The organism is Bergeyella cardium (assembly GCF_009914665.1).
Classification (GTDB): Bacteria; Bacteroidota; Bacteroidia; order Flavobacteriales; family Weeksellaceae; genus Bergeyella_A; species Bergeyella_A cardium.
Map to the genome: position 1 here is coordinate 1,542,827 of NZ_CP029149.1, position 24,614 is coordinate 1,567,440.

Consider the following 24,614-nt stretch of genomic DNA (forward strand, 5'->3'; position numbering starts at 1 on the left):
AGCGACAAAGCGCTAGTCAATCTTCTTTTAGAGCAAAATCAGACAAGAGTGAAGATAGGGGAGGTGCATTGTCGCCAGCCTTTGGCTGGCGACTCAATCGCAGTTTCTATGCTCAATAATTATTCCCAAGGAAGTAACATAAATAATAGATATATGAGATTTAAAATGATTTTAGCGTTTGTGCTAATAGGAGTATTAGCCAGCGCACAGACAGAGTACGACGGCAGAGTCGGAATCAATACAGAGACGCCAAAGGCTACTCTGGATATTTCGCGGAATACAAGTGTATCATCTAGTTCTGTGCAAGGTGTAATTTTCCCAAGAGTAACATCAGTTGAGCGAGATGCTTTTAATTCTGCAGATATAGTAGAAGGTACAATGATTTATAATACCGATAGGAAATGCGTAGAGATATTTTCTAATTCGGGTTGGGACTGTATCTCTTCGGTTGCGCCTTCTTTGCCACCAGGAGTTACGCTTCAGATTATGGGAGCGGGCTGGGATGGTGTCTTCCAAGCGGGGACAGCCGTAGCCGCAGGTTCCGGTACGCATAAGGTGAAGCTTCTTATTAATAATACTGGAGCTACGCCTTATACTCAAAACCTTTCTTCTGCAATGACGATTACGAACATTCCTGGCACTCTGCCAGGGGGCGTTCCTGCACCTACAGGCACAGTAGCTTTGGATGGAGCCCAAAACAGTTCGGTAACGGTAGCACCAGGCACCTCCCAGATTATTTCGTATAACCTGAAAGGTATGCCGCAGGTAGGGAATATAAAGGCTACTTTCCGTATAGGGATATACAATGTAGAGCAGACCTATACCGTAAGCCAGGGTACGGCCTTGTTCCAAGACCATAGCATATTTGTATTTTCTTGGAAGGAAGACAGCTCAGTGCAGGGAACACCTCCTATTACCTCTTCTTACCAAGGGAAGATAGACGGCAGTATCTATAAGATACCGGTTAAGATACCGTACAAGAACGGAGATGGTAAGTCTTTTGGAGAATTCACTAAGACGGTAAGCATAGGTACAGCGCCTAACCAGAAGACCTTAAAGCTAACAATACCTGCTGGTAGGCTGCACCAATCGCCTAGTACAGGGCTTTATAATGTAATTACAGGTACGCTGGAGGTAATAGACGGCACTTACAACGCACCACTCTTAGAGTCAGGAAGTGCCGATGAGCTTATAGCTACTATTCCGGTACAGCTAACGAGTGCGATGACGCCATTTAACTTAAAAGTTTATGCTACAGGAGGAGTTAAAGACAAGCAGTATAACCACGAGACAGCAGGGGTAGCAGGCAGGTATGACCACCGCTTTGTGTACAGCAAAATAATGACCTATGACGGGCAGATATGGCTAGACAAGAACCTTGGAGCATATTTTGCCGATGCAAACCGTATAGCAGACTTTGGCTATGACCAGATTTATGAGATGCGAGTTCCTAATACACTTATGGACTACAGAATGTTTGGTTCTGCATTCCAGTGGGGCAGGGTAGCCGATGGCCACGAGTTAATTGACTGGCCGAGTAGCCTTTCAGGTCCATCACCGAGTGGCCCTAACGGAGTCTATAGATATAATTCTGTGACTGATTTTCCTTTAGGTACTACTACCGATGCTTGGAAACGATATAACAAGACAGAGTATAATGCTAATGTTTCTAGTTATACTGATCCTTGCCCAAGTGGCTGGCATACCCCTACACAACCAGAAATGCATCAGTTGAAGTTAAATACTGTAGGAGGAGGTATACTCGTAGATATAAAGTCTTATAGAGGAAGCTTTTTTACAGAGATTCTTCGACTTGGAACAGCTTCTGGTACAAGTCCTTTTTCGATAGAACAATGGAGTTTTTTATGGACGAAAACACAGGATACTTCTAATGATGCATATTATATTCGAGCATCTTCATATGAAGATAGGAACCCACAATTTAGAGTTCCACAAGCTTTAGATCCATCAGTATCTCCAGGTGGTGAAACTGTAGGACAAATATTAGGGGTAGGTAATAATATTACTATACAAAAAATATCTACAATGTCCGTTCGTTGCATAAAAGACTAGTAAATCCCAAAGGGGGAGCAATCCCCCTTTTATAAAAGGAAACATTATAAACCAATAAACATTATTACAATGAAAAATACTTTAAAAGCGTGGCTAAGAGATAACCCTCTTACCAGCGACCCATCAGATTTTGTAGGCGTACCCGCAAGCGTAGGGAGTGTAAGCATAGCAGAGATTGTAGCAGAGCTCAAAAAAGAAGGTATGGAGATAAAAGAAGAGACGGCAATAGACATCGTTTCCCGCTTTAATCGCAAGAGCACAGAGCTCGTGCTCCAAGGCTATGTAGTGAATACAGGTCTCGTGATAATGCGCCCAGCCATCAAGGGAGCCTTCCGCGATAGGACTTGGGATAAGGACAAGCACAGCGTCTATGTAAATGTCAATCAAGGAGTAGAGCTAAGGAAGGCAATCTCTCAAACCAAAGTAGAATTCCTTGGCGAGCAATCCAGTCCAATGGCAATCTTCGGTATTACCGACCTCAGCACAGGCAAAACCGATGGCACACTCACCAAAGGCAAGAATGCAGAGATTAAAGGTTCTTACCTCAAGGTTGCAGGCACCCACGCAGACAATGGCATCTACCTCACCAATATAGACACCAAGGCTAAGACAAAACTCGAGGACATCGTGATAAATGAGCCATCTCGTCTTTTGGTGCTTATCCCCGCCTCGCTCCCCGCAGGCAACTACGAGCTGAGCATAACTACACAGTTTAGCAATACCTCGAAAGTCTTTCTAAAAACCCCAAGAACTGAGGTGCTTAATACTCCTGTAGTCATTGCCTGATTAATCTACTTAACTATCTATTATAATGCTATTTAAATCATATATTAATGTTTTTTTGGGACAATTGGAAAAGCGAAGCAGTCTCGCTCTCCCGAGCGATAGTGTCTCGCTCTCTCGGGCGAAGGTGACTCGCTCTCTCGGGCGATAGTGTCTCGCCTACTCAGGCGATAGAAATTAGCCAAGATATCCCATTAAACCTAAACAATAAATAAGCTTTAAGAATGAATAATAAACTCAGCGATGAATTTTAAAGCCATTAGCTGATAAGAAAGAAAATAGAAACCTTGCACTTTATCACTTGTGTGCATAATGCGTTTTTATAATTGTTAGTATTTATTTGTACGGCACCCCATTTGGGGTGCCGTACTCTTTTTTGGCTAATGGCAACTAGCTTTTGGCTTCTAGCTTCTAGCTTCTAGCAGTTGGCGGTGCGCGGTTAGTTTGTAGTAAGTGCGCCACCTGCTAAGGGGTGCTCTCCACGCCAGTGGGCATCACCTGCAAGGTGTGCCTGCTGTGCTACGGCTATAATTTTCGGATTTTGGCTTCTTTTTTTAGGTAGCCTCGGAAGTCTTCGGCGATAGGTCCGAAGTAGGTACCTTTTTCAAGGTTTCTATTGACTCCCACTTGTGCGAGGAGTACTGTGCCAGAGGCTATTTGCAGCCCAGAGGCTATGCCTACCTGCCCCCACATTGTAACATCGTCTTCTATGATGCAGCACCCGGCAATCCCCGTTTGGGAAGCGATGAGGCATCTTTTGCCGATTAGGGTATCGTGCCCGATTTGTATTTGGTTGTCGAGTATAGAACCTTCACCGATTAGGGTAGAATCGGTTACTCCACGGTCTATGGTGCAGAGGTTTCCTATTTCTACATTGTTCTCTATCACTACATTTCCTACGGAAATCAGCCTGTCAAACCTGCCATCTACCTTTCTGTAATAGAAGGCATCTCCACCGATAACGGTGCCCGACTGTATAATCACATTATCCCCGATAACACAGCGGTCGCCGATGACTACATTGGGGAATATATGGCAGTTTTTCCCGATTTTTACTCCATTTCCTATTACAGCAGAGGGGTGAATAGAGGTGTTTTCGCCTATTTCGGTATCCTTTAAATCTTCTTTAAAGTTGTAAATCTTAGTAAAGTAGGTATTGATTGTATTAAAATCTCTGAATGGGTCGTTGGAAATCAGGAGAGCCTTACCTTCCGGGCAAGGGACTTCCTTGTCAATAAGGATAACGGTTGCCGCTGAGCCAAGTGCCTTGTCATAATACTTCGGATGATTTACGAAGACAATATCCCCAGGGCGAACTCTATGGATTTCATTAGTCCCTAAAACGGGAAAATCATCAGCGCCAATATACTTGGCACCGATGATTTCCGCTATATTCTTTAATATTTGAGCGTGCTGGAAAGTCATAAACAATGAGTTTTCACTTATTTTACTCTTTCTATGTAGGAGCCGTCCTCTGTATTTACTTTGATTTTGTCTCCTGGTTCTATGAATAGGGGTACCATAACCCTTGCTCCTGTTTCTACGATAGCATTTTTCAGAGCATTGGTAGCGGTGTTTCCTTTCACTCCTGGGTCTGCCTCTACTACTTCTAAGAATACCGTTGGTGGGATTTCCGCAGAGAGTGGGCTTTCGTCAGATTCTTTCAAGATGATGGTAACCTCCTCACCTGGCTTCATAAACTGAGCATTCTCTATCATATCTTTATTGATGTAGATTTGGGAGAAGTCATCATTATTCATAAAGTGGAAACCGTTTTCATCATCATAAAGGTATTGGAACTTCCTTGTGATAACTTTTACTTCCTCTATTTTATGTCCTGCGGAGAAGGTATTATCTACCACTTTACCGTTGGTTACAGATTTAAGTTTTGTTCTTACGAATGCAGGTCCTTTACCTGGTTTTACATGGAGAAACTCGATTACTTTGTAGATGTCGTTACTAAATTCAATACAAAGCCCTTTTCTAATATCAGCTGTTGTTGCCATTAATTAAATATGTTTTATTATTCTTAAATTTTATTCTTTTGTTGTGCCATATCCTTTTACGATACCTCGAGGAGAGTTCTTTATAAATTCGAGAATCTCATCTCTCTCTGCCGTTGGCAGCATTTCTTTTTCTATGAAGTGGGTAGCCTGGCTTACATTCATTTTCATCTGGAAGATGTAGCGGTAGATTTTCTGTATTTCAAAGATTTTCTCATTGCTAAAACCTCTTCTTCTCAGTCCTACCGAATTGATTCCTGCATAGGAGAGTGGTTCGCGGGCAACCTTTACATAGGGTGGAATATCTTTCCTGATGAGTGCTCCACCAGAAATCATTGCGTGTTTGCCTATCTTCACAAACTGATGAACTGCTGAGAGCCCTCCCATTACTACAAAATCATCAATCTCCACATGCCCAGCAATACCACAGCCATTTACGATAATCACATTATTGCCCAAAGTACAGTCGTGAGCAATGTGTGCCGTAGCCATAATGAGGCAGTTGTTTCCTATTTTGGTATATCCTAATGCCTTCGTCCCTCGGTTTATGGTAACACATTCGCGGACGGTGGTATTATCTCCGATGATGACCAATGAATCTTCGCCGTCAAATTTTAAATCCTGTGGAATGGCAGAGATGACTGTACCAGGGAATATTCGGCAGTTTTTCCCGATTCTCGCTCCGTCCATAATGGTTACATTAGGACCTATCCAAGTGCCTTCACCTATTTCTACATCTGCTGCAATGGTAGTGAAAGGCTCTACGGTAACTCCTTTGCCTATTTTTGCTCGTTTATCTACTGCGGCTAATTGATGTATCATTTAATCAATTTTTGTTTTTGCTACTTGTGCCATTAGTTCAGCTTCTACTACTACGCTGTCTCCTACATATCCGTAGCCTTGCATATGTACAATGCCTCTTCGGATAGGTTCCATAAGCTCAATTTTGAAGATAATCGTATCTCCCGGCACTACTTTTTTCTTGAATTTCACATTATCAATCTTCACGAAGTAGGTAGAATAGTTCTCTGGGTCTGGAACATTAGCGAGGACTAAGATTCCTCCCGTTTGAGCCATAGCCTCTATTTGAAGCACTCCTGGAAGTACAGGTTCTTTTGGGAAATGTCCTACGAAGAAAGGTTCATTCATCGTAATGTTTTTAAGACCTACCACGTGGGATTCTGATAGCTCAAGGATTTTGTCTATTAATAAGAACGGCGGGCGGTGAGGGAGTAGCCTCATAATACCGTTAATATCATATACTGGAGGTTTGCTCAAGTCAAAATCTGGAACATTTTTCTTCTTTTGCAGCTTCCACTGTCGGTTTAGTTTTTTAGCAAACTGTGTATTTACAAAGTGCCCAGGTTTGTTAGCAATGACTTTACCCTTTATCTTCACTCCTACCAAGGCGAGGTCTCCTATCACATCGAGGAGTTTATGCCTTGCAGCTTCGTTAGGGTATTTTAGTGTAAGGTTATCCAATATCCCATTAGGCTGAATGGATATTTTATCCTTATTAAATGCTTTTTTGAGTTTTTCAGCAGTGTCTGGTGTGAGCTCTTTATCCACATATACGATGGCATTAGAGAGGTCGCCCCCTTTTATAAGCCCGTGGTCGAGGAGCATTTCCAACTCGTGGAGGAAGCTGAAGGTTCTTGCAGAAGATATTTCGGACTTGAAATCAGAGATGTTTTTGAGTGTAGCATTCTGAGTTCCTAAAACTTTGGTACCGAAATCTACCATTGTGGTTACTTCATACTGCTCGGAAGGGATGATGGTAATCTCAGAGCCTGTATTAGGGTCTGTATAGTTTAGGACTTCCTTTATTACTAAGTATTCTCTCGGTTTGCTTTGTTCTGCTATCCCTGCTTTTTCTATTGCTTCTACGAAGTGGATAGATGAGCCATCCATAATTGGAGGTTCGGCAGAGTCCATTTCTAGTATGGCATTGTCTATATCACAGCCTACTAATGCAGCTAAGAGGTGCTCACAAGTATGGATTTTTACGCCTAATTTCTCCAGGGTAGTTCCTCTTTCGGTAGTCGTTACATAGTTTACATCTGCTTCTACTTGTGGGTTGCCTTCCAAATCGGTTCTTACAAAAACAAAACCTGTATTTTCTTTAGCAGGTTTTATGGTAAGATTGACTTCTTTACCCGTGTGGAGACCAATCCCCGACAGGGTTACTTCTTCCTTTAAAGTCTTTTGCAAATCACTCATTGCATTAATATTAATCGTTTGATTTTTTTTCTAATTCTTCTAATCTTTTTACTATATCGTTGAGATGCCTGAAATGTACATAATTTCTCCTGAAATCGCTTGCAGAGATGGCTGGCGAACCATATAGAATTTCTTTGTCCTCCACATTTTTATTTACGCCACTCTGTGCTTGTATTTTCACCTCATTGCCGATTTTTATATGCCCTACTATGCCTACTTGCCCACCAATCTGATTCCAGTCGCCAATAACCGTAGAGCCAGCAATGCCCGCCTGTGCAGCGATGACATTATTCTGCCCGATTTTTACATTGTGAGCAATTTGTATAAGGTTATCTATCTTCGTTCCTTTACCGATAATCGTAGAGCCAATTGTACCTCTATCAATCGTACAATTAGAGCCGATTTCTACGCTTTCTTCCAAAACTACATTGCCCAGCTGAGGGATTTTCTGAAAACCATCTGCTGTAGGCTGGAAACCAAAGCCATCAGCACCGATAACCGTATTAGAATGAATGATGCAGTTATCTCCAATTACACAATAATCATAAATTTTCACTCCGCTGTATATCGTGCAATTCTTCCCGATTTTTACATTCTTCCCGATAAATACCTGCGGGCTGATTTGCGTACCTTCGCCCACCTTTACATTTTCGGATATATAAGAAAAAGCTCCTATATAAACCCCCTCGCCAATGTTTGCAGAGGTGTCTACAGAAGCTCCTTGCTCTATTTCGGATCGTTTTACCTGCTTCATTTCATTGTAAAGATTCATCAGAATTTGAAATGAAAGATAGGCGTCTTCCACTGCGATAATGGTTGCCTTGTAGGGTTTATCCGTCAATAATTTTTCTGAAACAACGAGTACCGAGCAGTCCGTGCGCTCTATGAAATCTGAAAATCTCTCCTGTGCTACAAAGGAAAGATATCCTTCTGCACCAGATTCTATCGGGGCTACCCCCGTAATTAAGGCATTTTCATCACCAATGATTCTGCCATTAATTACCTCTGCAATTTGTGAAGCTGTGAATTTCATACCCGCAAAGATAATAATTTCTATAAAACCAATGTGTGCGTTATGAGCAGTAAGTGGTGGCTAGCTTTTAGCCATTAGCTTATGGCTGTGGGCGAATAGTGAAAAGCAGAAACCCAATGATTGGGAGCAATAACTAATTAGTGAAGAGAAAAAAAGATAATTTTCATCCACTAAATAGTGAAAGGTAGAAAATATATAAAAGGGAGCAATAACTAATTAGTGAAAAGGAGAAAATATATAAAAGGAGCCATTCACTAAATAGTGAAAGGCAGAAACCAAAATGTTTGAAGCAATAACTAATTAGTGAAAAGGAGAAAATATATAAAAGGAGCCATTCACTAAATAGTGAAAGGCAGAAACCAAAATGTTTGAAGCAATAACTAATTAGTGAAAGGGAGAAAATATATAAAAGGAAGCAATCACTAATTAGTGAAGAGAAAAAAAAATAATTTCCGTTCACTAATTAGTGAGCGAAGATACTTACTGCAAACTCATCGTAATATAACCACTTACAGTCAATAGCTAAAAGCCAACAGCCAGCTGCTAGCTTATCGTCTGAGAAACCTTATCTTTGCCACTTTAAAAATTACAATACAGATTATGTCAGATAAGAAGATGATAACGGCAGCTTTGCCTTATGCCAATGGTCCAGTGCATATTGGGCACTTGGCAGGAGTTTATATCCCTGCGGATGTCTATGCGAGATTTCAGAGGAGGGCAGGGAAAGATGTTGCCTTTATTTGTGGCTCTGATGAGCACGGAATCCCTATTACGATTAGGGCAAAGAAAGAGGGCGTAGCTCCTCAAGATATCGTAGATAAATACCACGCTATTATAAAGAAATCTTTTGAAGATTTGGGGATTTCGTTTGACAGGTATTCGAGGACTACCTCTAAGAAGCACCATCAGATGAGTCAAGATTTCTTCAAGACGCTCTATGATGCAGGAAAATTTACGGAGGAGACTTCCGAGCAGTATTTTGATGAGCAGGCAGGAGAGTTCCTCGCCGATAGGTATATTGTAGGTACTTGCCCCAATTGTGGAAATGAAAATGCCTATGGAGACCAATGCGAGAAGTGTGGCTCTACGCTTTCTCCTTCAGAGCTCATCAACCCTAAATCTATGCTTAGCGGTAATGTTCCTGTCCTTAAACCTACTCAAAACTGGTATTTGCCACTTAATGAGTATGAAGATTTCCTTAATCAATGGATTATCGAGGGACATAAGGAGGATTGGAAACCCAATGTCTACGGGCAAGTGAAGTCTTGGCTTAATGACGGTTTGAAACCTCGTGCAATGACCAGAGACCTCAACTGGGGAGTACCCGTACCACTGCCCAATGCAGAGGGTAAGGTGCTTTATGTTTGGTTTGATGCCCCTATCGGATATATCTCTTTCACTCAAGAATGGGCAGAAGAAAACGGCAAAAACTGGAAGGATTATTGGCAGAGCGAAAACTCCGAGCTCGTGCATTTCATCGGGAAAGATAATATCGTTTTCCATTGCATCATCTTCCCATCTATGATGAAGGCTCACGGAGGCTATATTATGCCAACCAATGTACCTGCTTTTGAGTTCCTCAACCTTGAGAATGAAAAAATTTCTACCTCGAGAAACTGGGCGGTATGGGCACACGAGTATGTGCAAGACTTCCCCAATCAGCAAGATGCACTGCGCTACGCACTGCTTTCTTCGGCGCCAGAGACAAAGGATAATAATTTTACTTGGAAAGATTTTCAGACCAAAAACAATTCGGAATTGGTAGGGATTTTTGGAAATTTTATCAATCGTGTGACGGTTCTTACCCAGAAATATTACAACGGAATCGTTCCTCAGCCTAATGAATTTGCGCAAGTGGATAAAGACCTTTACCACGAAATGCAGCAAATTCCAGAAAAAATCGGTAAAAACCTAGATGAATTCCGCTTCCGTGACGCCCTTACCGAGATGATGAATTTGGCAAGATTAGGGAATAAATACCTTGCAGATGAAGAACCTTGGAAAGTGATAAAGGACAATCCTGAACGCGTGAAAACACAGATGTTCTGCGCATTACAGGTCGCTGGAGCTTTGGCGTATTTGTGTGAGCCATTCCTGCCTTTCACTTCCCAAAAAATGAAATCTGGACTAAATCTCGGAAACAAAAACTGGTATGAAGTTCTAAACACGCCGCCTATCCCAACAGGGCATCAAATCAATGAAATGCCGCTGCTTTTCTCTAAAATAGAAGATGATGTGATAGAGGCTCAAATCAAAAAGCTGGAAAACACAAAAATAAACAATCAAAAAACCAATCCTAACGCAAACCCTATGAAAGAACAAATTTCATTTGATGATTTTACAAAAATAGACCTTAGAACAGCTACAATTTTAGAAGCTGAAAAAGTAGAAAAAGCCGACAAATTACTAAAACTAAAAGTAGATACCGGCGTAGATGTTCGCACCGTGGTTTCGGGAATTGCAGAAAGTTTCAGCCCTGAGGAAATCATCGGCAAACAAGTGATGATTCTCCTCAATCTTGCCCCAAGGAAGATAAGAGGTATAGAGTCCCAAGGAATGCTGCTCCTCACTACAAAAGCAGATGGCAAGCTCGCTTTCGTAACGCCAGATGAAACCGTTGCCAATGGTGTAGAAATCGGTTAATCATTAAATAAATCAATCCCCACAGCTGTTTGTAAGTTGTGGGGATTTTTTTATTGTAAATTCTCTATCACTATTGCGGAAGCACCACCGCCACCGTTGCATATCGCTGCTGCTCCATAGCGGGCATTCTGGTGTTTGAGTACGCTGAGCAGGCTAACGATAATTCTCGCTCCAGAGCTCCCCAGTGGGTGCCCGAGGGCTACTGCTCCTCCATTTATATTTACTCTCTCGCTGCTGATGCCGAGCAGTTGGATATTTACCAGACCTACTACCGAAAACGCTTCATTCAGTTCGAAGTAGTCAATATCTTCTATGCTGAGGTTTGCCTTGCGAACTGCCAGTGGTAGGGCTTTAGATGGTGCTGTGGTGAACCACTCTGGAGCTCCCGCTGCATCGGCATAGGAGAGGATTCTCGCCAGAGGCTTTAAGCCGAGTGCTTCCATTCGTTCTCTGGATACGAGTACGAGGGCAGAAGCTCCATCATTTATAGTAGAAGCATTGGCAGCAGTTACCGTTCCCCCGTCCTTAAACACAGGTCTAAGGCTGCTGATTTTATTAAAATCTACCTGTTTGTATTCTTCATCTTCGCTGATGATAAGGGGCTCGCCCTTGCGCTGTGGCACTGTTACGGGCACGATTTCATCATTAAACCTGCCTTCTGCCCACGCTTCTGCTGAGCGCTTATAAGAGGTTATGGCAAACGCATCCTGTTCCCCTCTTGTAATGCCGTACTTCTCTGCACAGCGCTCTGCGAGCTTACCCATATGCTCACCCGAGTAGGCATCGGTAAGCCCATCTTTTACCATCCCATCTTCCATATTGATGTTCCCCAGCTTTACGCCTTTTCTCCCTCCGAGATAGTGAGGGGTTTGAGACATATTCTCCATCCCTCCCGCTACGGCAAGAGAGATATCACCAGACTTAATCGCTTGTGCCGCGAGCATTACTGCTTTCATCCCAGAGGCACATACCTTATTGATGGTGGTGCACGGAACCACATCACTAAGCCCTGCCAGTATTGCGGATTGTCGAGCGGGCGCTTGTCCTTCGCCTGCTTGTACTACATTGCCCATAAACACTTCCTCTACTTCTGAGGCATTGATGCCTATCCTGTCTATCGCTCCACGAATGGCTGTAGCCCCAAGTGCTGGCGCTGGTATGCTGGAGAGGCTCCCCATAAAGCTCCCCATAGGGGTTCGCACAGCGGATACTATAAATACTTCTTTCATTATTCTTTTGTTTTTCGTGTCGGCTAACTTACGAAAAAAATAGTAGAAAAGTCTTTATCCTCGTTGGGTATTCTTTTGGGGGTCGCATACCTTTCCTCTACCTTAGTTTTTTGATGACTCATTCCTATTGATGCAGTGTATAAAAGCTGATAATGGAGTGATGTTTATTGGGGTAAAGTTTTTTTTAATGGTAAGGAATGGAATGTGTCGCCCTCCCAAGCGAGGGTGTCTCGCCTTACCGAGCGAGAGTGTGTCGCTCTCCCGAGCGATGATGTGCCACATTACCGTATGACTAAGTTTCGTACGACCGTATGATGATAATTGGATAGGGAGAGTGTGGGAGGCTATTGGTCATTAGACCTAAAAAGAATAAGGTATACGAATCCTTATGATGTCTTATCAGAATAGCAAAAGACTCCAAGTAAGGAGCCTTTTTGAGTATATTCAATAATGAAACAGATGTCTTATTGTGCGTTGGTCTTTTCCTGCTTATGCTTAAATACCAGTGCAAACAATACTCCCACTACTAAGGCATAAGCCGCAAAGATGTACCACGCCGAGCGCCAACCTTCCAGCTGCTGAGCGGGAGATTCGCCCTCTTTTACAAAGTAATTGACGATAGATTGTGCTATAAGTAGCCCTATTGTGGCTCCAAAACCATTGGTCATCATCATAAATACGCCTTGTGCAGAGGACTTAATATCTTCATTCGTCTCCTGATCTACAAAGAGAGAACCTGATACATTGAAGAAATCAAAGGCAATACCATAGACAATCATAGAGATAACGAACATCCATACGCCACCACCCGGGTTACCCGCACCCAATAGCCCGAAGCGAAGAACCCACGCTGCCATAGCCATTAGCATTACGGTTTTAATACCAAACCTTTTCAGGAAGAAAGGGATAAGCAGGATGCAGAGTGCCTCCGATGTTTGAGAGAGGGAGATAAGTGCATTGGCGTGGTTGGCTCCGAAGCTGTCTTGGAACTCCTCTATACTTTTAAAGCTGGAGATATAGGGGTTGGCATATCCGTTTGTAATCTGAAGCGATACACCTAAAAGCATAGAAAATATGAAGAATATTGCCATTTTTCTATTCTTAAACAAAGCGAAAGCCTTTAATCCGAAGGCATCTGCTAAGGATTGTTTTTCATTGCTTTTGCTGATTGGGCAGTTAGGCAGTACAAAGCTATACAGGAAGAGTATGATGCCCAGCCCACCAGAGACATAAAACTGGCGATAATCAGACTGGAAGCCCATAAAATCTACCAAAAGCATAGCGCAGATAAAGCCCACTGTTCCTAGCGTTCTGATAGGTGGAAATGCTTTGATAGTATCTAAATTGTTTTGTTTTAATATGGTATATGCAGCAGAATTAGAGAGTGCAATGGTCGGCATAAAGAAAGCTACACTGAGGGAATACAAGCTAAACATAATGGTGAAATTTACCCCCTCACCTGATGAATATCCGTAATAGCCCGTTAAGATGATAAATACAGCCGCAAGAAGGTGGTTGATACCGAGTAACCTCTGTACAGGAATCCATCGGTCAGCGATAATCCCCATAATAGCAGGCATAAAGATAGAAACAACCCCTTGCATAGCATAGAAAAGCCCAATTTTACTGCCCAATCCAATAGTGCCGAGGTAATTTCCCATAGAGATAAGATAGGCTCCCCAAACGGCGAACTCTAAAAAGTTCATTACCGTTAATTTTAACTTTACATTATTTGTAGTACTCATCTTGAAAAGATTTTATCGGTTATTAATTTAAGTTAGTTTTTATTTTTTCGTTGTTTGATGATTTCCTGTATTTCAAAGGCGGTATCATAGTCTTCATTTTTTACAGCATTCTCCAGCAGGTTTTCCAAGTCCTCTATCGGCAAGTTGCTAAAGTCCCTAAGGCTTTTCTCAAATTCGGAAAAGTCTATATCTATTTCTGGAATAGCATCTTCTGTTTTCTCAGTAGGGAGAGCATCCAAGTCTAATAGGATACCCGCTTCATCTAGTACTTTTGGGGTGGTGTAGATAGGGATATTGAAACGCACCGCTATTGCAACAGCATCTGATGTACGAGCATCAAGGCTGCTATTTTCTCCAGTAGCTTTATCCATAAAGTTGAGGTTGGAATAGAAGACTCCATCTACGATTTTATAGATAATCACAGATACAGGCTCTAATGAAGAGAGCTTTATGAATGAAGCGAATAAATCGTGAGTAAGGGGACGAGGCGGAGTAAGGTCTTTTTCTAATCCTAAGGAGATGGATTGCGCCTCAAAGCTACCAATAACTACGGGAAGTTTAATAGCGGTCTCTTCATCTTCCAGAAGCAGAGCGTAGGCATTTGCTTGCGTCTGGCTGTAAGATATTCCCCGTATGATGAGTTTTTTGTAATCCATAGAACAAAGATAATGCTTTTATTTGAATGTTTTTTCTACTTCTACGCCTGCTCCAAATACTTCTCCTTGAACGGGTGGAGTGGTTTTAGTGATTTTCAGTTTCAGGCAGGTGACTTGCGGATATTCTTTTTCTATCCGTGTGAGGATTCTCCCGGCTACTCTTTCCAAAAGTAGAGAGGGAGTTTTCATCTCCTGGTGGATAATATCGTTTATATCCGCATAGCTAATGGTATGGTGCAGGTTATCGGTTTCCATAGCTTTACTAAAATCGGTATGCAGTTCGGCATTGATGAGGTAGTAGGTTCCTATACTCCTTTCCTCTGGAAGTACTCCGTGATGCGCATAGATTTTAATGCTTTCGAGAAATATTTTGGTCGTTAAGCTCATTAGAGTTGTTGATATTATATTATTTGAAAACTATTCTTCCAGATTGAGGTGAGTATATACTTCTTTAAATTCATTAATACTTTCTTCAATGGAGTGGAATGATTTGCCTCCTGCGGCATTAATATGCCCTCCACCATTGAAAAACGATCGGGAGAACTGATTAACATCCACCTCTCTCTTGCTTCGGAAAGAGATTTTGATATAATCTTCATATAAGTCCTCCATAAAGAATGCGGAGACCTGCACTCCCAATATGCTCAGTCCATAATTTACAAAACCTTCGGTATCTCCTTTCTCAAAGCCATACTTTTCCAGTTCGTTTCGTTTTAGATAGAGTATGGCAACCCGTCCATTACCGATAATCTCTATACGGCTAAGGATGAGTGAGAGCAATTGAAATCTTGACAGGGTATTGGTATCCCAAGTGTTGGAGGATATCTCTGCAGGGTCAGCACCTTTTTCTATAAGGTTGGCTGTAATTCTATGGGTAGTAGCACTTGTAGAGCGGAATCTGAAGCCCCCAGTATCGGTCATAATCCCAGTATAAAGGCACTGAGCGATGTCTTTATTCACCAGATGGGCATCTCCCATAGCTTCTATAAAGTGGTAGACCATTTGGCAGGTAGCAGGTACGCTGGTATCCGAATACACGAAATTGAAATCATCTGGCTGCTGGTGGTGGTCTATAAGTATTTTAGTCGCTTTTGCCCGCTCGAGCCAAGGAGCTACGAGGTTGCCACTTCTGTGGGTAGCATTAAAATCGAGTATGAATATAACATCTGCATTCTCAATAAGCTCAAAGGCTTTTTTTCTTTTGTAGTCAGCAATGGTTATTTTCTTTGCTTCGGGCATCCATTTCAGGAATTTTGGGAAGTCGTTGGGTACAATGGTATCTGCTTCCAGCCCTTTTGTTTTGAGGTAATGTTTCAGTCCTAATGTACTGCCGATAGCATCACCGTCAGGGTTATAATGAGAGATAATTACGATTTTATTTTCTGGCTTTAAAAGCGCTTTGATTTCTGTTAATTGTTTTTCGCTAAACATTTTGATTTTATAAGACCTCAAAGGTAGATATTTTTAGGAGAATTTCAAGGATTGTTGTAGGTAATCGGAAATTTTGTCAGTGTTATTTAAATTAAAAATACTTTAATTCGGAAATTTTGTCAGATAAATAAGCCTTTTTTGAGGTGTTAAGTCTTGTTGTATAATTTTTGAGAAAGGGAGGGCATAAAACATAAAAACAATTCAGATGAACTTAAACCAATATACAGTAAAATCACAAGAAGCCATTCAGAAAGCACAGCAAGTAGCTTTAGAGTTTGGCAACCAGAGTATCGAACCTCAGCATTTATTAGAGGGGATTTTCCAGGCAGATGAGCATATCTCATCATTCCTTTTAAAGAAATCGGAGGCAGATGCTACGCTCATCAGAGAGAGAAACAGAGAGGCGATAGAGAAACTGCCAAAAGTAGAGGGGGGAAATATCTACCTTTCTCAACCGGCAAATAAAATCTTACTCGACGCTCCGAATATTGCTAAGAAAATGGGAGATGAGTTTGTAACCATCGAGCATCTTTGGCTTGCGCTGATAGAAATCTCCTCGCCAGTGGCTACTATGCTCAAAGATATGGGGGTAACCAAATCCCTTTTAGAAGGAGGGATTAAAGAGCTAAGAAAAGGCAGTAAGGCAAACTCGGCAAGCTCCGAAGACACTTACCAAAGCCTTAATAAATATGCAAAAAACTTTAATGAGCTCGCTGCGGAGGGCAAACTTGACCCTGTTATTGGGCGAGATGAGGAAATCCGAAGGGTACTTCAAATTCTCTCCCGAAGAACCAAGAATAATCCGATATTAATCGGTGAACCAGGTGTGGGTAAAACTGCCATAGCAGAGGGTATTGCTCACCGTATTATCTCGGGAGATGTGCCAGAAAACTTGATGGACAAAACCCTTTACTCTCTTGATATGGGTGCGCTTGTGGCGGGAGCTAAGTACAAAGGTGAGTTTGAAGAAAGGCTTAAATCCGTAGTGAATGAAGTTACCAAATCCGATGGGCAAATCATCCTTTTCATCGATGAAATCCATACCCTTGTAGGTGCAGGTGGTGGTGAGGGTGCAATGGACGCTGCCAATATCCTCAAACCGGCCTTGGCAAGAGGTGAGCTCAGAGCAATTGGAGCGACGACATTAAACGAATATCAAAAATATTTCGAGAAAGATAAAGCCCTTGAGCGCCGTTTCCAAAAGGTAATGGTAGAGGAGCCAGACACGGAATCTGCTATCTCCATCCTAAGGGGGATTAAAGATAAATACGAATCTCATCATAAGGTGAGAATAAAAGACGAAGCCATTATAGCAGCGGTAGAAATGTCTCAAAGGTATATTTCCGACAGGTTTTTACCCGATAAGGCAATTGACTTGATAGACGAAGCATCGGCTAAGCTCAGAATGGAAATCAACTCCAAACCAGAGGAGCTCGATGTCCTTGATAGGAAACTGATGCAGCTTGAAATAGAACTCGCTGCGATTTCCAGAGAGGGCAATCAAACCAAAATCGAGCATTTGAAGGAAGATATCGCTAAGGTTACCGAAGAGCGAAATGCCATCAATGCACAGTGGTTGCAGGAAAAACAGAAGTCTGAGGATTTAACCCAGATTAAAAAAGATATTGAAGCTTTAAAATTTGAAGCCGAAAGAGCTTCCCGAGTGGGCGATTATGCAAAAGTAGCAGAGATACAGTACGGAAAACTCCGCGAGAAGGAGGACGAGCTCAAACAGCTGGAGCTTCTGATGCAAAACGAGGAAAATGAACTTGTAAAAGAAGAAGTAACCGCAGAAAACATCTCCGAAGTTATTTCAAAATGGACGGGAATTCCCGTAACCAAGCTCCTCCAAAGCGAGAGAGAGAAGCTCCTCCACTTAGAAAATGAGCTTCACAGGCGAGTAATTGGTCAGGAGGAAGCCATACAAGCTGTAGCAGATGCCATCCGAAGAAACCGTGCAGGGCTTAGTGATGAGAAAAGACCTATCGGCTCCTTCCTCTTCCTTGGAACTACAGGGGTTGGTAAAACCGAGCTTGCAAAGGCACTTGCCGAGTTTCTCTTTGATGATGAGAATAACCTCACCCGAATTGATATGAGTGAATATCAAGAGCGCCACAGCGTTTCCCGATTGGTGGGTGCGCCTCCTGGGTATGTGGGCTATGATGAGGGCGGTCAGCTCACCGAAGCCGTGCGCAGGAGACCTTATTCCGTAGTCCTCCTCGATGAGATTGAAAAAGCCCATCCTGATGTCTTCAATACGCTTCTCCAAGTTTTGGATGACGGTAGGCTTACCGATAACAAAGGTCGAGTGGTCAATTTCAAAAACACGATTATCATTATGACTTCCAATCTCGGTTCGCATATTATTCAGGAGAATTTTGAGGGAATAAATGATGATAACCAGTTTGAAGTGGTAGAAAAAACCAAAATCGAAGTTTTTGACCTCCTCAAACAAAGCCTCCGACCAGAGTTTATCAACAGGATAGATGAGGTGGTACTCTTCCAGCCACTCAATAAAAAGGAGATTGGCAAGATTATCGGGCTTCAGCTAAGAGGCTTCAACAAAATGCTCGAAAAACGAGGCATCATAATGACGGCTACCGAAGAGGCAGTAGATTATATTATGAACAAGGGCTACGACCCAGCCTTTGGAGCAAGACCTCTAAAACGAGTGCTCCAGCAGGATGTTCTCAATAAACTCTCTAAGGAAATCCTCGCAGGAAAAGTAAATGACGGCGATAGAATAAGCCTTGATTTCTTTGATGGCGAAGGGCTCATCTTCCGAAAGATTGATTAAATAATAGTTTTTTGATTTTAAAATCACCTCTCTCATCCAGAGGTGGTTTTTTATTTAGTATTTTTCAATTGGGAGATAATATTGAGAAATTTTCTACATTTACCATTAAATTTTAGTTCTATGAAAGTAAAAATATTATTAATCTTTTTAGTATTGGCATTGGTATCCTGCCGCCCGAGTTATTTCACAAAACTGGAAAATTTGGAAAGTCTGAATGGAAAGTACTATTCCAAATCTTTATTTAAGTATAATGGAAAGAAGAAGATACCAGACACGAAGGCTCATATGTTAAGGTTCTTTAATAGTGAGGAAAATTTGGAAACTGTAAATTGGGTCGAGATGAAATTTCAGGAGCCTGATAAAGTGGAGCTCACCTATCCCGTGATGGAGCTGGGGGAACTCACCACCAAGAAGCAGACATTTACAGGGAAGAGAAGACGAAATTATCTGAAAGTGACTCACTGGAACAAGGATATTTTTATCCCGCTGATATATGGTAAGACACAGAAGAACTATATTAAAATAGGCAAGACAAAGGAAAATCAACTCTTGATACAGCGCTATTATGAGTACTCAGGAAATATTCTATTCTTGGCTGGGGGAGTTGCCCACACTTCGGATTTTGTCTTCGAGAAATATGATAAATATACAGGCAATAAGGCTTTTTATAAAGATGGTAAATATGGGATAAAGAGGGGTGAGAAGGAGATTGTCCCCGCTATATATGATGTTGCCTACACCTATAAGGATGAATATATTAAGGTAAAAATCAATGATAAGTATGGGATTTTGGATTATGAGGGTAAGGAGATAGTTCCTGTCAAATACGATGATATAGAATATAAAGAATACGAAATAAATCCTGTATTCTATGTGAAGAATATGGGTAAAATGGGCTTAGTTAATATGAAAGGAGAGGAGTTTGTTCCCATAAGATATGATAAGATAAAAAGTTATAATAGCAAATTCTATGAATTGCATCTCAATAATAAACAAGGTCTTGCTAATCTTAATGGCGTACTCTATCCAGCGATATATGAAAACTTGGGCTGGTCTTCTGTAAATCACAATCGTTACTTTGATGCATATGATGAGTACATAGCAGTAAAAAGAGATAGCACAGACTATCTCATCGATACAAGAGGATATGAATACCAAGTGAATAAAAAAATCCCCAAATTCGGGGGAATGGCTTCTATCTATCCATTATTAGAAACCGCTCGAAAGGTGTCTCTTGACGAAGAAGCAGAATAAAAAGGCATTCAAACAAACAGTTTTTTTATTGAAAAATTGAGGATTCCCTATAAACACATCAGTTCTTTACTAATTTTAATATAAATAGGGGGCTTAGACCCTTGCTTTACTAAGATTAAATTTTCTGTATTGTATTTGAAATAGGTATTTGATTGAGTCTTCATCAATCCAAAATAAGCCTATAAAAACACATCGGACTGAGGAAATCCCCAGCCCGATGCACTAAAAAAAACTTTAAACGATATGAAAAAATTAAAACTTATAATTGACCTGTACGGCAAAGTTTCTCGGGTCATTCCTATTGATATACCCTCCGCGGTAGTAGGCGTTGTAGCCTAAGGCATTGTTTAGATTATTCGCGAATACCCTCACGCCAACATTCTTATAAGCGTAACCCGCTTGGAGGTTTAGGGTGGTGTAGGCATTCAGGTTAAAGGGCTTTACGCCAGGGGTCGTGTTATGAATTATGACCTTCTGGGTGTATTCATTCACTGGTCTTTCGCCTACATAATACGCGCCTCCACCGATGTTAAACCCTTTAAGGGCACCACTTCGGAAGGTATAGTTGAGCCACGCATTAGCCGTATGCTCAGCCGCCATCATCGGTCGGGAATCGTTCACATACGCAGGGCTGTTTTTGTACTTCGCATCGAGGTAGGAGTAGCCTGCCATTACTTCGAGCTCGGGGAGGATTTTCCCGATGAGGTCTATCTCCACGCCTTTTCGGGTAAGGTCACCCGCGAAGTCATAAGTCTTGGTTCCATTTCCAGCCGCATCGAGAACTTCGTACGAAAGATTGTTAAGGTTCATAGCGTAGAGGTTTAGATTAAACCTGAGTTTTTCATCAAACCAATCGGATTTGAAGCCCGCTTCCCACTGTTGGGTGATGGTTGCCCCTATTGTGCCTTCGCCATTAGCTAGGACTCTATCGTTCCCCCTAAGGTCAGTCGTCGTAGTGAAAGAGCCGTAGATATTCATATTCTCTAATGGAGAAATCATTAGCCCGAGAGAGGGGTTCCAAGCGTCTTTCTTGCCTGTCTGGTTATTTCCTTGGTAGGAGCTGTATCGGATGCCGAGAACCGCTTTTGCATACTTCCCGATAGCCATTACTTCCTGTGCCGTAATGCCGTAGATAGGAGATTTTGCAGAGATTCTATCCCCCTTATGCACTAAATCATCAGGGTTAAAGGTTGCAGGGAGGTCATTGGTAAATTCGCCCGTTACATCAGCGATTTTATCTATTGGAATGTAGCTAAGTGGGGAGGTTTTTCCTCGTACGACTTCGGTGAGGAATTTATGCTGATAGGTACCGCTTAGGGTGTAGGATTCTTTCCAGTCAAACCCAATCTGGAAGGTGTGTTTTAAGAAACCTGTCTCCACTTCCTGACCGATAAAGTCCGCTTGGAATACCTTAGAGTGGTCTTCACTGCTAAACTTCGTCCATCTTCTGTTCCTCTCTTTGTAGTCTTTTATAATCTGTTTTTTGGGGTTTTTAGGGTCTGGATAGGTAACGGTTGCGAGGGAGTAAGACTCTCCATTGTTGCTTACATCACCTTGAAGATAGGCAATGCGAACGCGGAACTTATCACCGAGTTTCCTATCAGCATACGCTCCAAAGTTGAGGGAAGTTGTTTTATTAAAATTGGTTTTAAAGCCTAAAAACTTGTTTGTAGGCAATTCGTAGAGGGCATTTGTATCATCTGGAGCGAGGTTTACTGTACCTCTGTTTGGTGTGTTTTGATTATACATATAGTCCATCTCTACCGTTATATTGGTTTTATCATCAGGTCTGTAAGAAACCGATGGGTTGATGTATAGTCTCTCACCTTTTACATAATCGGCGAAGGATTCTTTGTTTTCATAAGCAGCATTGAGCCTGAAAGCTACTTTGCCTTCGCTGTCTAATACCCTTTGGATGTCGAGCGTTGGTCGGAATAGATTCCAGTTTCCATACCTGAAACCTACTGTTCCTGCATTGATGAATTTTGGTTTTTTGGTGGTAAGGTTAATTACCCCTCCCGCAGCTCCAAGCGATGAACCTATCCCCTGAGTAATCGCTACCGAACCTCGTATTACTTGTAGGCTTTCTACGCCCTGCATATCGGTAAGTATAGAGCTTGTTCTGAAATCGGAATACATCAGTACTCCGTTTTTAAGTACAGGAGTTCCTCTATATCCACGGATAGACATAGACTCCTCCCCATCTCCATAGGTACTGAAAAGTACTACACCAGGGATGTTTTTTGCTGCATCTGTTACGGTAAGGGCTCCCATTTCTTCGATGGCTCTATCAGAAATTACAGAGATGCTCTGTATCTGATCTCGCACTTTCAAAGGCATACGGGTGATAACTTCCATACCTTTGTTCTGCTTTTTTCTCTCTCCGAAGAGTTCTACTTCAGGGATTGTTTTAGATTTTAAACTGTCTTTGGTCGTTTGTGCATTTCCACAAATGGCACCCACCACAACCAAGGCTAAGGATAATGAATTATTCATCATATATTCTATTTTTAATGCCGGCAAAAGTATTGTTTAAAAACATTCTAAACAATAGAGGTTAATAGAAAATATCTTTTAATATCAATAGATTTCAACTACTTCTCCTGAAATAATAAACGCCCATAAAACGAGTACAATTACTAAAAAAGACTATCTTTGCCCAGCTTTTAAATGAAAAGAGAAATGACAAATCCTTTATTCTATGCTAAAATCCTACTGTTTGGTGAGTATGGAATCATTGAAGACTCGCAAGGACTTACCTTACCTTACAGCTTTTATAAGGGTACATTGAAGTTTTCGGACTTATCTACCGATTTTGAAAAACAATCAAACGAGCATCTGCTCAATTATTCAGATGAGCTTCTTGGTATAGACCTTCCAGCGGGTTTTGAGATTAATATCTCTGCTCTTAAAGATGATATTGCTAAGGGGCTTTATTTTGATAGCAATATCCCACAAGGTTATGGTGTCGGTAGCTCGGGAGCATTGGTTGCTGCCATCTTTGAGAAGTATTCCATTAAGAAATACAACCCCGAAAGCATCAGCAAAGAAGATTTAAAGGAACTCAAAAAGGTCTTTGGACTTTTGGAAAGCTATTTCCACGGTAAGAGTTCGGGTATAGACCCACTCATCTGCTATATGAACTTGCCTATCCTTATCGAAAACCGCGAGAATGTAGATAAAGTCTCCATCCCAAAAGAGGAGCAAGGCAGGGGGGCAATCTTCCTCATCGATTCTGGAATGGTTGGAGAAACAGGACCTATGGTTCAGATCTTTTTTGAGAAAATGAAGACCGAAGGTTTCCGAAAAACCTTGAAGGAAGAGTTTATACGATACAATAATGCCTGCATACAAGCGTTTCTGAAAAAGGATATGAATCCGTTCTTTAAAAACCTTAGGAAGCTCTCCATCTGGGCATACGACCACTTTAAACCGATGATACCCGACAGTATCTACAACGCTTGGAAAAAAGGTCTGGATACCAATGCCTACTATCTCAAGCTCTGCGGAAGCGGTGGTGGGGGCTATATTCTCGGTTTTACTCAGGATTATCCTAAGGCAGAAGAGATGCTTAAAGGCTTCCACAAAGAGATTATTTATAGATTTTAGCGTATGAAGAGCAAAGGGCTATACAGATTTTCGCAGTTCATCAGTTTGCTTTTGGGTGCGAGGGTTTTCGTCCTTTCGTTCTTTACTTTTACACTCTATGTCTCTACTTTTTTCTTGTTTAATCAGGAGGAGAGCCTCAGGAACTTCGTTTTTGATATTAAAGTGAATGGGATTATCTTCTGCTCGGTACTGAGCATTGCCGCAGGGGGTATTATCAATCAGTTTTATGATTGGGACAAGGACAGCGTAGAGCGCCCACTTCGTGTACGGTTGCAGAGCTTCGTCTCTCAGAAGCATTTCCTCTATACCTATTTATTTCTAAATGCTCTCTCTCTCGTCGTAGCCTTATTCTTGTCGTACAGAATTTTCTTTTTCTTTCTTTTTTATCAGTTCGTTATCTGGTTTTATAGCCACAAGCTGAGCAAAATCGCAGTTGTGAATAACCTCACTTATGTAGCTCTCACCCTCTATCCGTTCTCAGGTATGCTGGTCTATTATCAGCATTTTTCTGTTCGTATAATGGCGATGGCAGTCTTCCTCTTCCTTATTCTATGGGAGGTAGATGTAATGAAGGATGTCCTCACTCAGCGCTCTGATAAAATCTTTAACTACCATACTCTCCCTATCGTGATTGGGAAGCGGGGTACTCAGGTGGTTCTCCTCCTCCTTCTTCTTCTCAATGCTGCGACTGCGGTTTTTATCTACTACGCGGATTATATACAGCAGGCGGGTGTGCTTTCCATTTATTTTTTGGTTTCTGCGGGTGTGCTTCTCCTCTCTATGATTCCCATTTTCTCATTTAATAGAAAAAATATTTTCTGGCTAATGAACCTCCTCCGTTTCTGGATTTTCATTGGGGTACTTGCAATGTTCCTCGATGGTGTTATTCCTCTTCTGAAGGCATTTCTATAGCTCTGCTTTAATGCTTATACCACAATCGGGCTCACCACCCACTTGCGTGGAGAGTACTTATTCACTTACTATTTCGCTTAATAGATAAGCTAGATTACGGATGCCGTAGTCGGCACTACACATATTTACATTCATCTTACTCAATAGATAAGATAGATTGCGGAAAAGTTCCGTCATATCACTCTATCTATAATCAATGTTGCGGAACTCTTCCGCAACATTACTG

At 41.7% G+C, this 24,614-nt stretch carries 19 protein-coding genes; 7 read left to right on the forward strand and 12 right to left on the reverse strand.

Going from position 1 to position 24,614, the window contains the following annotated elements; all coding sequences use genetic code 11:
- Positions 1-48: 48 nt before the first annotated feature.
- Positions 49-2,073 (forward strand): phage tail-like protein, encoded by a 2,025-nt coding sequence (locus DBX24_RS07105; protein WP_160224410.1) that lies wholly within the window; start codon positions 49-51, stop codon positions 2,071-2,073.
- Between the two features lie 69 nt (positions 2,074-2,142).
- The gene (locus DBX24_RS07110; RefSeq protein WP_160224180.1) at positions 2,143-2,859 is read left to right on the forward strand and encodes a DNA-binding domain-containing protein; all 717 of its coding nucleotides are present in this window, start codon (positions 2,143-2,145) and stop codon (positions 2,857-2,859) included.
- 522 nt (positions 2,860-3,381) lie between these two features.
- Here the strand turns inward: DBX24_RS07110 and DBX24_RS07115 are convergent.
- Genes DBX24_RS07115 through lpxD form a run of 5 tightly spaced genes read right to left on the reverse strand, consistent with a single transcriptional unit; the run spans position 3,382 to position 8,112 of the window.
- Positions 3,382-4,281 (reverse strand): LpxD N-terminal domain-containing protein, encoded by a 900-nt coding sequence (locus tag DBX24_RS07115; protein ID WP_160224411.1) that lies wholly within the window; start codon positions 4,279-4,281, stop codon positions 3,382-3,384.
- Between the two features lie 17 nt (positions 4,282-4,298).
- Entirely contained in the window at positions 4,299-4,862 is a 564-nt protein-coding gene (gene efp / locus DBX24_RS07120) for an elongation factor P (RefSeq protein ID WP_120489328.1), read from the reverse strand.
- A 30-nt stretch (positions 4,863-4,892) separates the two neighbouring features.
- Positions 4,893-5,681 carry an acyl-ACP--UDP-N-acetylglucosamine O-acyltransferase gene (gene lpxA, locus DBX24_RS07125; protein ID WP_120489327.1) on the reverse strand — a complete coding sequence of 263 codons (789 nt, stop codon included), beginning with the start codon at positions 5,679-5,681 and terminating at the stop codon, positions 4,893-4,895.
- The gene (locus tag DBX24_RS07130; RefSeq protein ID WP_120489326.1) at positions 5,682-7,079 is read right to left on the reverse strand and encodes a bifunctional UDP-3-O-[3-hydroxymyristoyl] N-acetylglucosamine deacetylase/3-hydroxyacyl-ACP dehydratase; all 1,398 of its coding nucleotides are present in this window, start codon (positions 7,077-7,079) and stop codon (positions 5,682-5,684) included.
- Between the two features lie 10 nt (positions 7,080-7,089).
- Positions 7,090-8,112, reverse strand: a complete 1,023-nt coding sequence (gene lpxD / locus DBX24_RS07135; RefSeq protein WP_120489325.1) for a UDP-3-O-(3-hydroxymyristoyl)glucosamine N-acyltransferase — start codon at positions 8,110-8,112, stop codon at positions 7,090-7,092.
- A 600-nt stretch (positions 8,113-8,712) separates the two neighbouring features.
- Here lpxD and metG point away from each other — a divergent pair.
- The gene (metG, locus tag DBX24_RS07140; protein WP_160224412.1) at positions 8,713-10,755 is read left to right on the forward strand and encodes a methionine--tRNA ligase; all 2,043 of its coding nucleotides are present in this window, start codon (positions 8,713-8,715) and stop codon (positions 10,753-10,755) included.
- Positions 10,756-10,805: 50 nt separating this feature from the next.
- Here the strand turns inward: metG and DBX24_RS07145 are convergent, their stop codons facing one another.
- The 6 genes from DBX24_RS07145 to DBX24_RS07170 form a co-directional block, all read right to left on the reverse strand.
- Positions 10,806-11,984, reverse strand: a complete 1,179-nt coding sequence (locus DBX24_RS07145) for an acetyl-CoA C-acyltransferase (RefSeq protein ID WP_120489323.1) — start codon at positions 11,982-11,984, stop codon at positions 10,806-10,808.
- Positions 11,985-12,086: 102 nt separating this feature from the next.
- Positions 12,087-12,266 (reverse strand): hypothetical protein, encoded by a 180-nt coding sequence (locus DBX24_RS07150; RefSeq protein WP_160224413.1) that lies wholly within the window; start codon positions 12,264-12,266, stop codon positions 12,087-12,089.
- A gap of 182 nt (positions 12,267-12,448) precedes the next feature.
- A complete protein-coding gene (locus DBX24_RS07155; RefSeq protein WP_374210798.1) occupies positions 12,449-13,690 on the reverse strand; it encodes an MFS transporter in 1,242 nt (413 codons plus the stop codon).
- A gap of 71 nt (positions 13,691-13,761) precedes the next feature.
- A complete protein-coding gene (locus tag DBX24_RS07160) occupies positions 13,762-14,385 on the reverse strand; it encodes a bifunctional nuclease family protein (RefSeq protein ID WP_160224415.1) in 624 nt (207 codons plus the stop codon).
- 18 nt (positions 14,386-14,403) lie between these two features.
- Complete coding sequence (gene folB, locus DBX24_RS07165) at positions 14,404-14,772, reverse strand: dihydroneopterin aldolase (RefSeq protein WP_160224416.1); 369 nt, start codon at positions 14,770-14,772, stop codon at positions 14,404-14,406.
- 30 nt (positions 14,773-14,802) lie between these two features.
- Positions 14,803-15,816: a DHH family phosphoesterase gene (locus tag DBX24_RS07170; protein WP_160224417.1), complete on the reverse strand. Its 1,014-nt coding sequence runs from the start codon at positions 15,814-15,816 to the stop codon at positions 14,803-14,805.
- Between the two features lie 205 nt (positions 15,817-16,021).
- Between DBX24_RS07170 and clpB the strand changes: the two genes are divergently transcribed.
- Entirely contained in the window at positions 16,022-18,613 is a 2,592-nt protein-coding gene (clpB, locus tag DBX24_RS07175) for an ATP-dependent chaperone ClpB (RefSeq protein ID WP_160224418.1), read from the forward strand.
- A gap of 120 nt (positions 18,614-18,733) precedes the next feature.
- Entirely contained in the window at positions 18,734-19,867 is a 1,134-nt protein-coding gene (locus DBX24_RS07180) for a WG repeat-containing protein (protein ID WP_160224419.1), read from the forward strand.
- A 252-nt stretch (positions 19,868-20,119) separates the two neighbouring features.
- On the opposite strand, the gene DBX24_RS07185 is transcribed toward DBX24_RS07180, so the two are convergent.
- Positions 20,120-22,366: a TonB-dependent siderophore receptor gene (locus tag DBX24_RS07185; RefSeq protein WP_260392802.1), complete on the reverse strand. Its 2,247-nt coding sequence runs from the start codon at positions 22,364-22,366 to the stop codon at positions 20,120-20,122.
- A gap of 183 nt (positions 22,367-22,549) precedes the next feature.
- On the opposite strand from DBX24_RS07185, the gene DBX24_RS07190 reads away from it, so the two are divergent.
- Positions 22,550-23,476 carry a mevalonate kinase family protein gene (locus DBX24_RS07190; RefSeq protein WP_120489725.1) on the forward strand — a complete coding sequence of 309 codons (927 nt, stop codon included), beginning with the start codon at positions 22,550-22,552 and terminating at the stop codon, positions 23,474-23,476.
- Positions 23,477-23,479: 3 nt separating this feature from the next.
- Positions 23,480-24,388, forward strand: a complete 909-nt coding sequence (locus DBX24_RS07195) for a UbiA family prenyltransferase (protein ID WP_160224420.1) — start codon at positions 23,480-23,482, stop codon at positions 24,386-24,388.
- Positions 24,389-24,614: the final 226 nt, after the last annotated feature.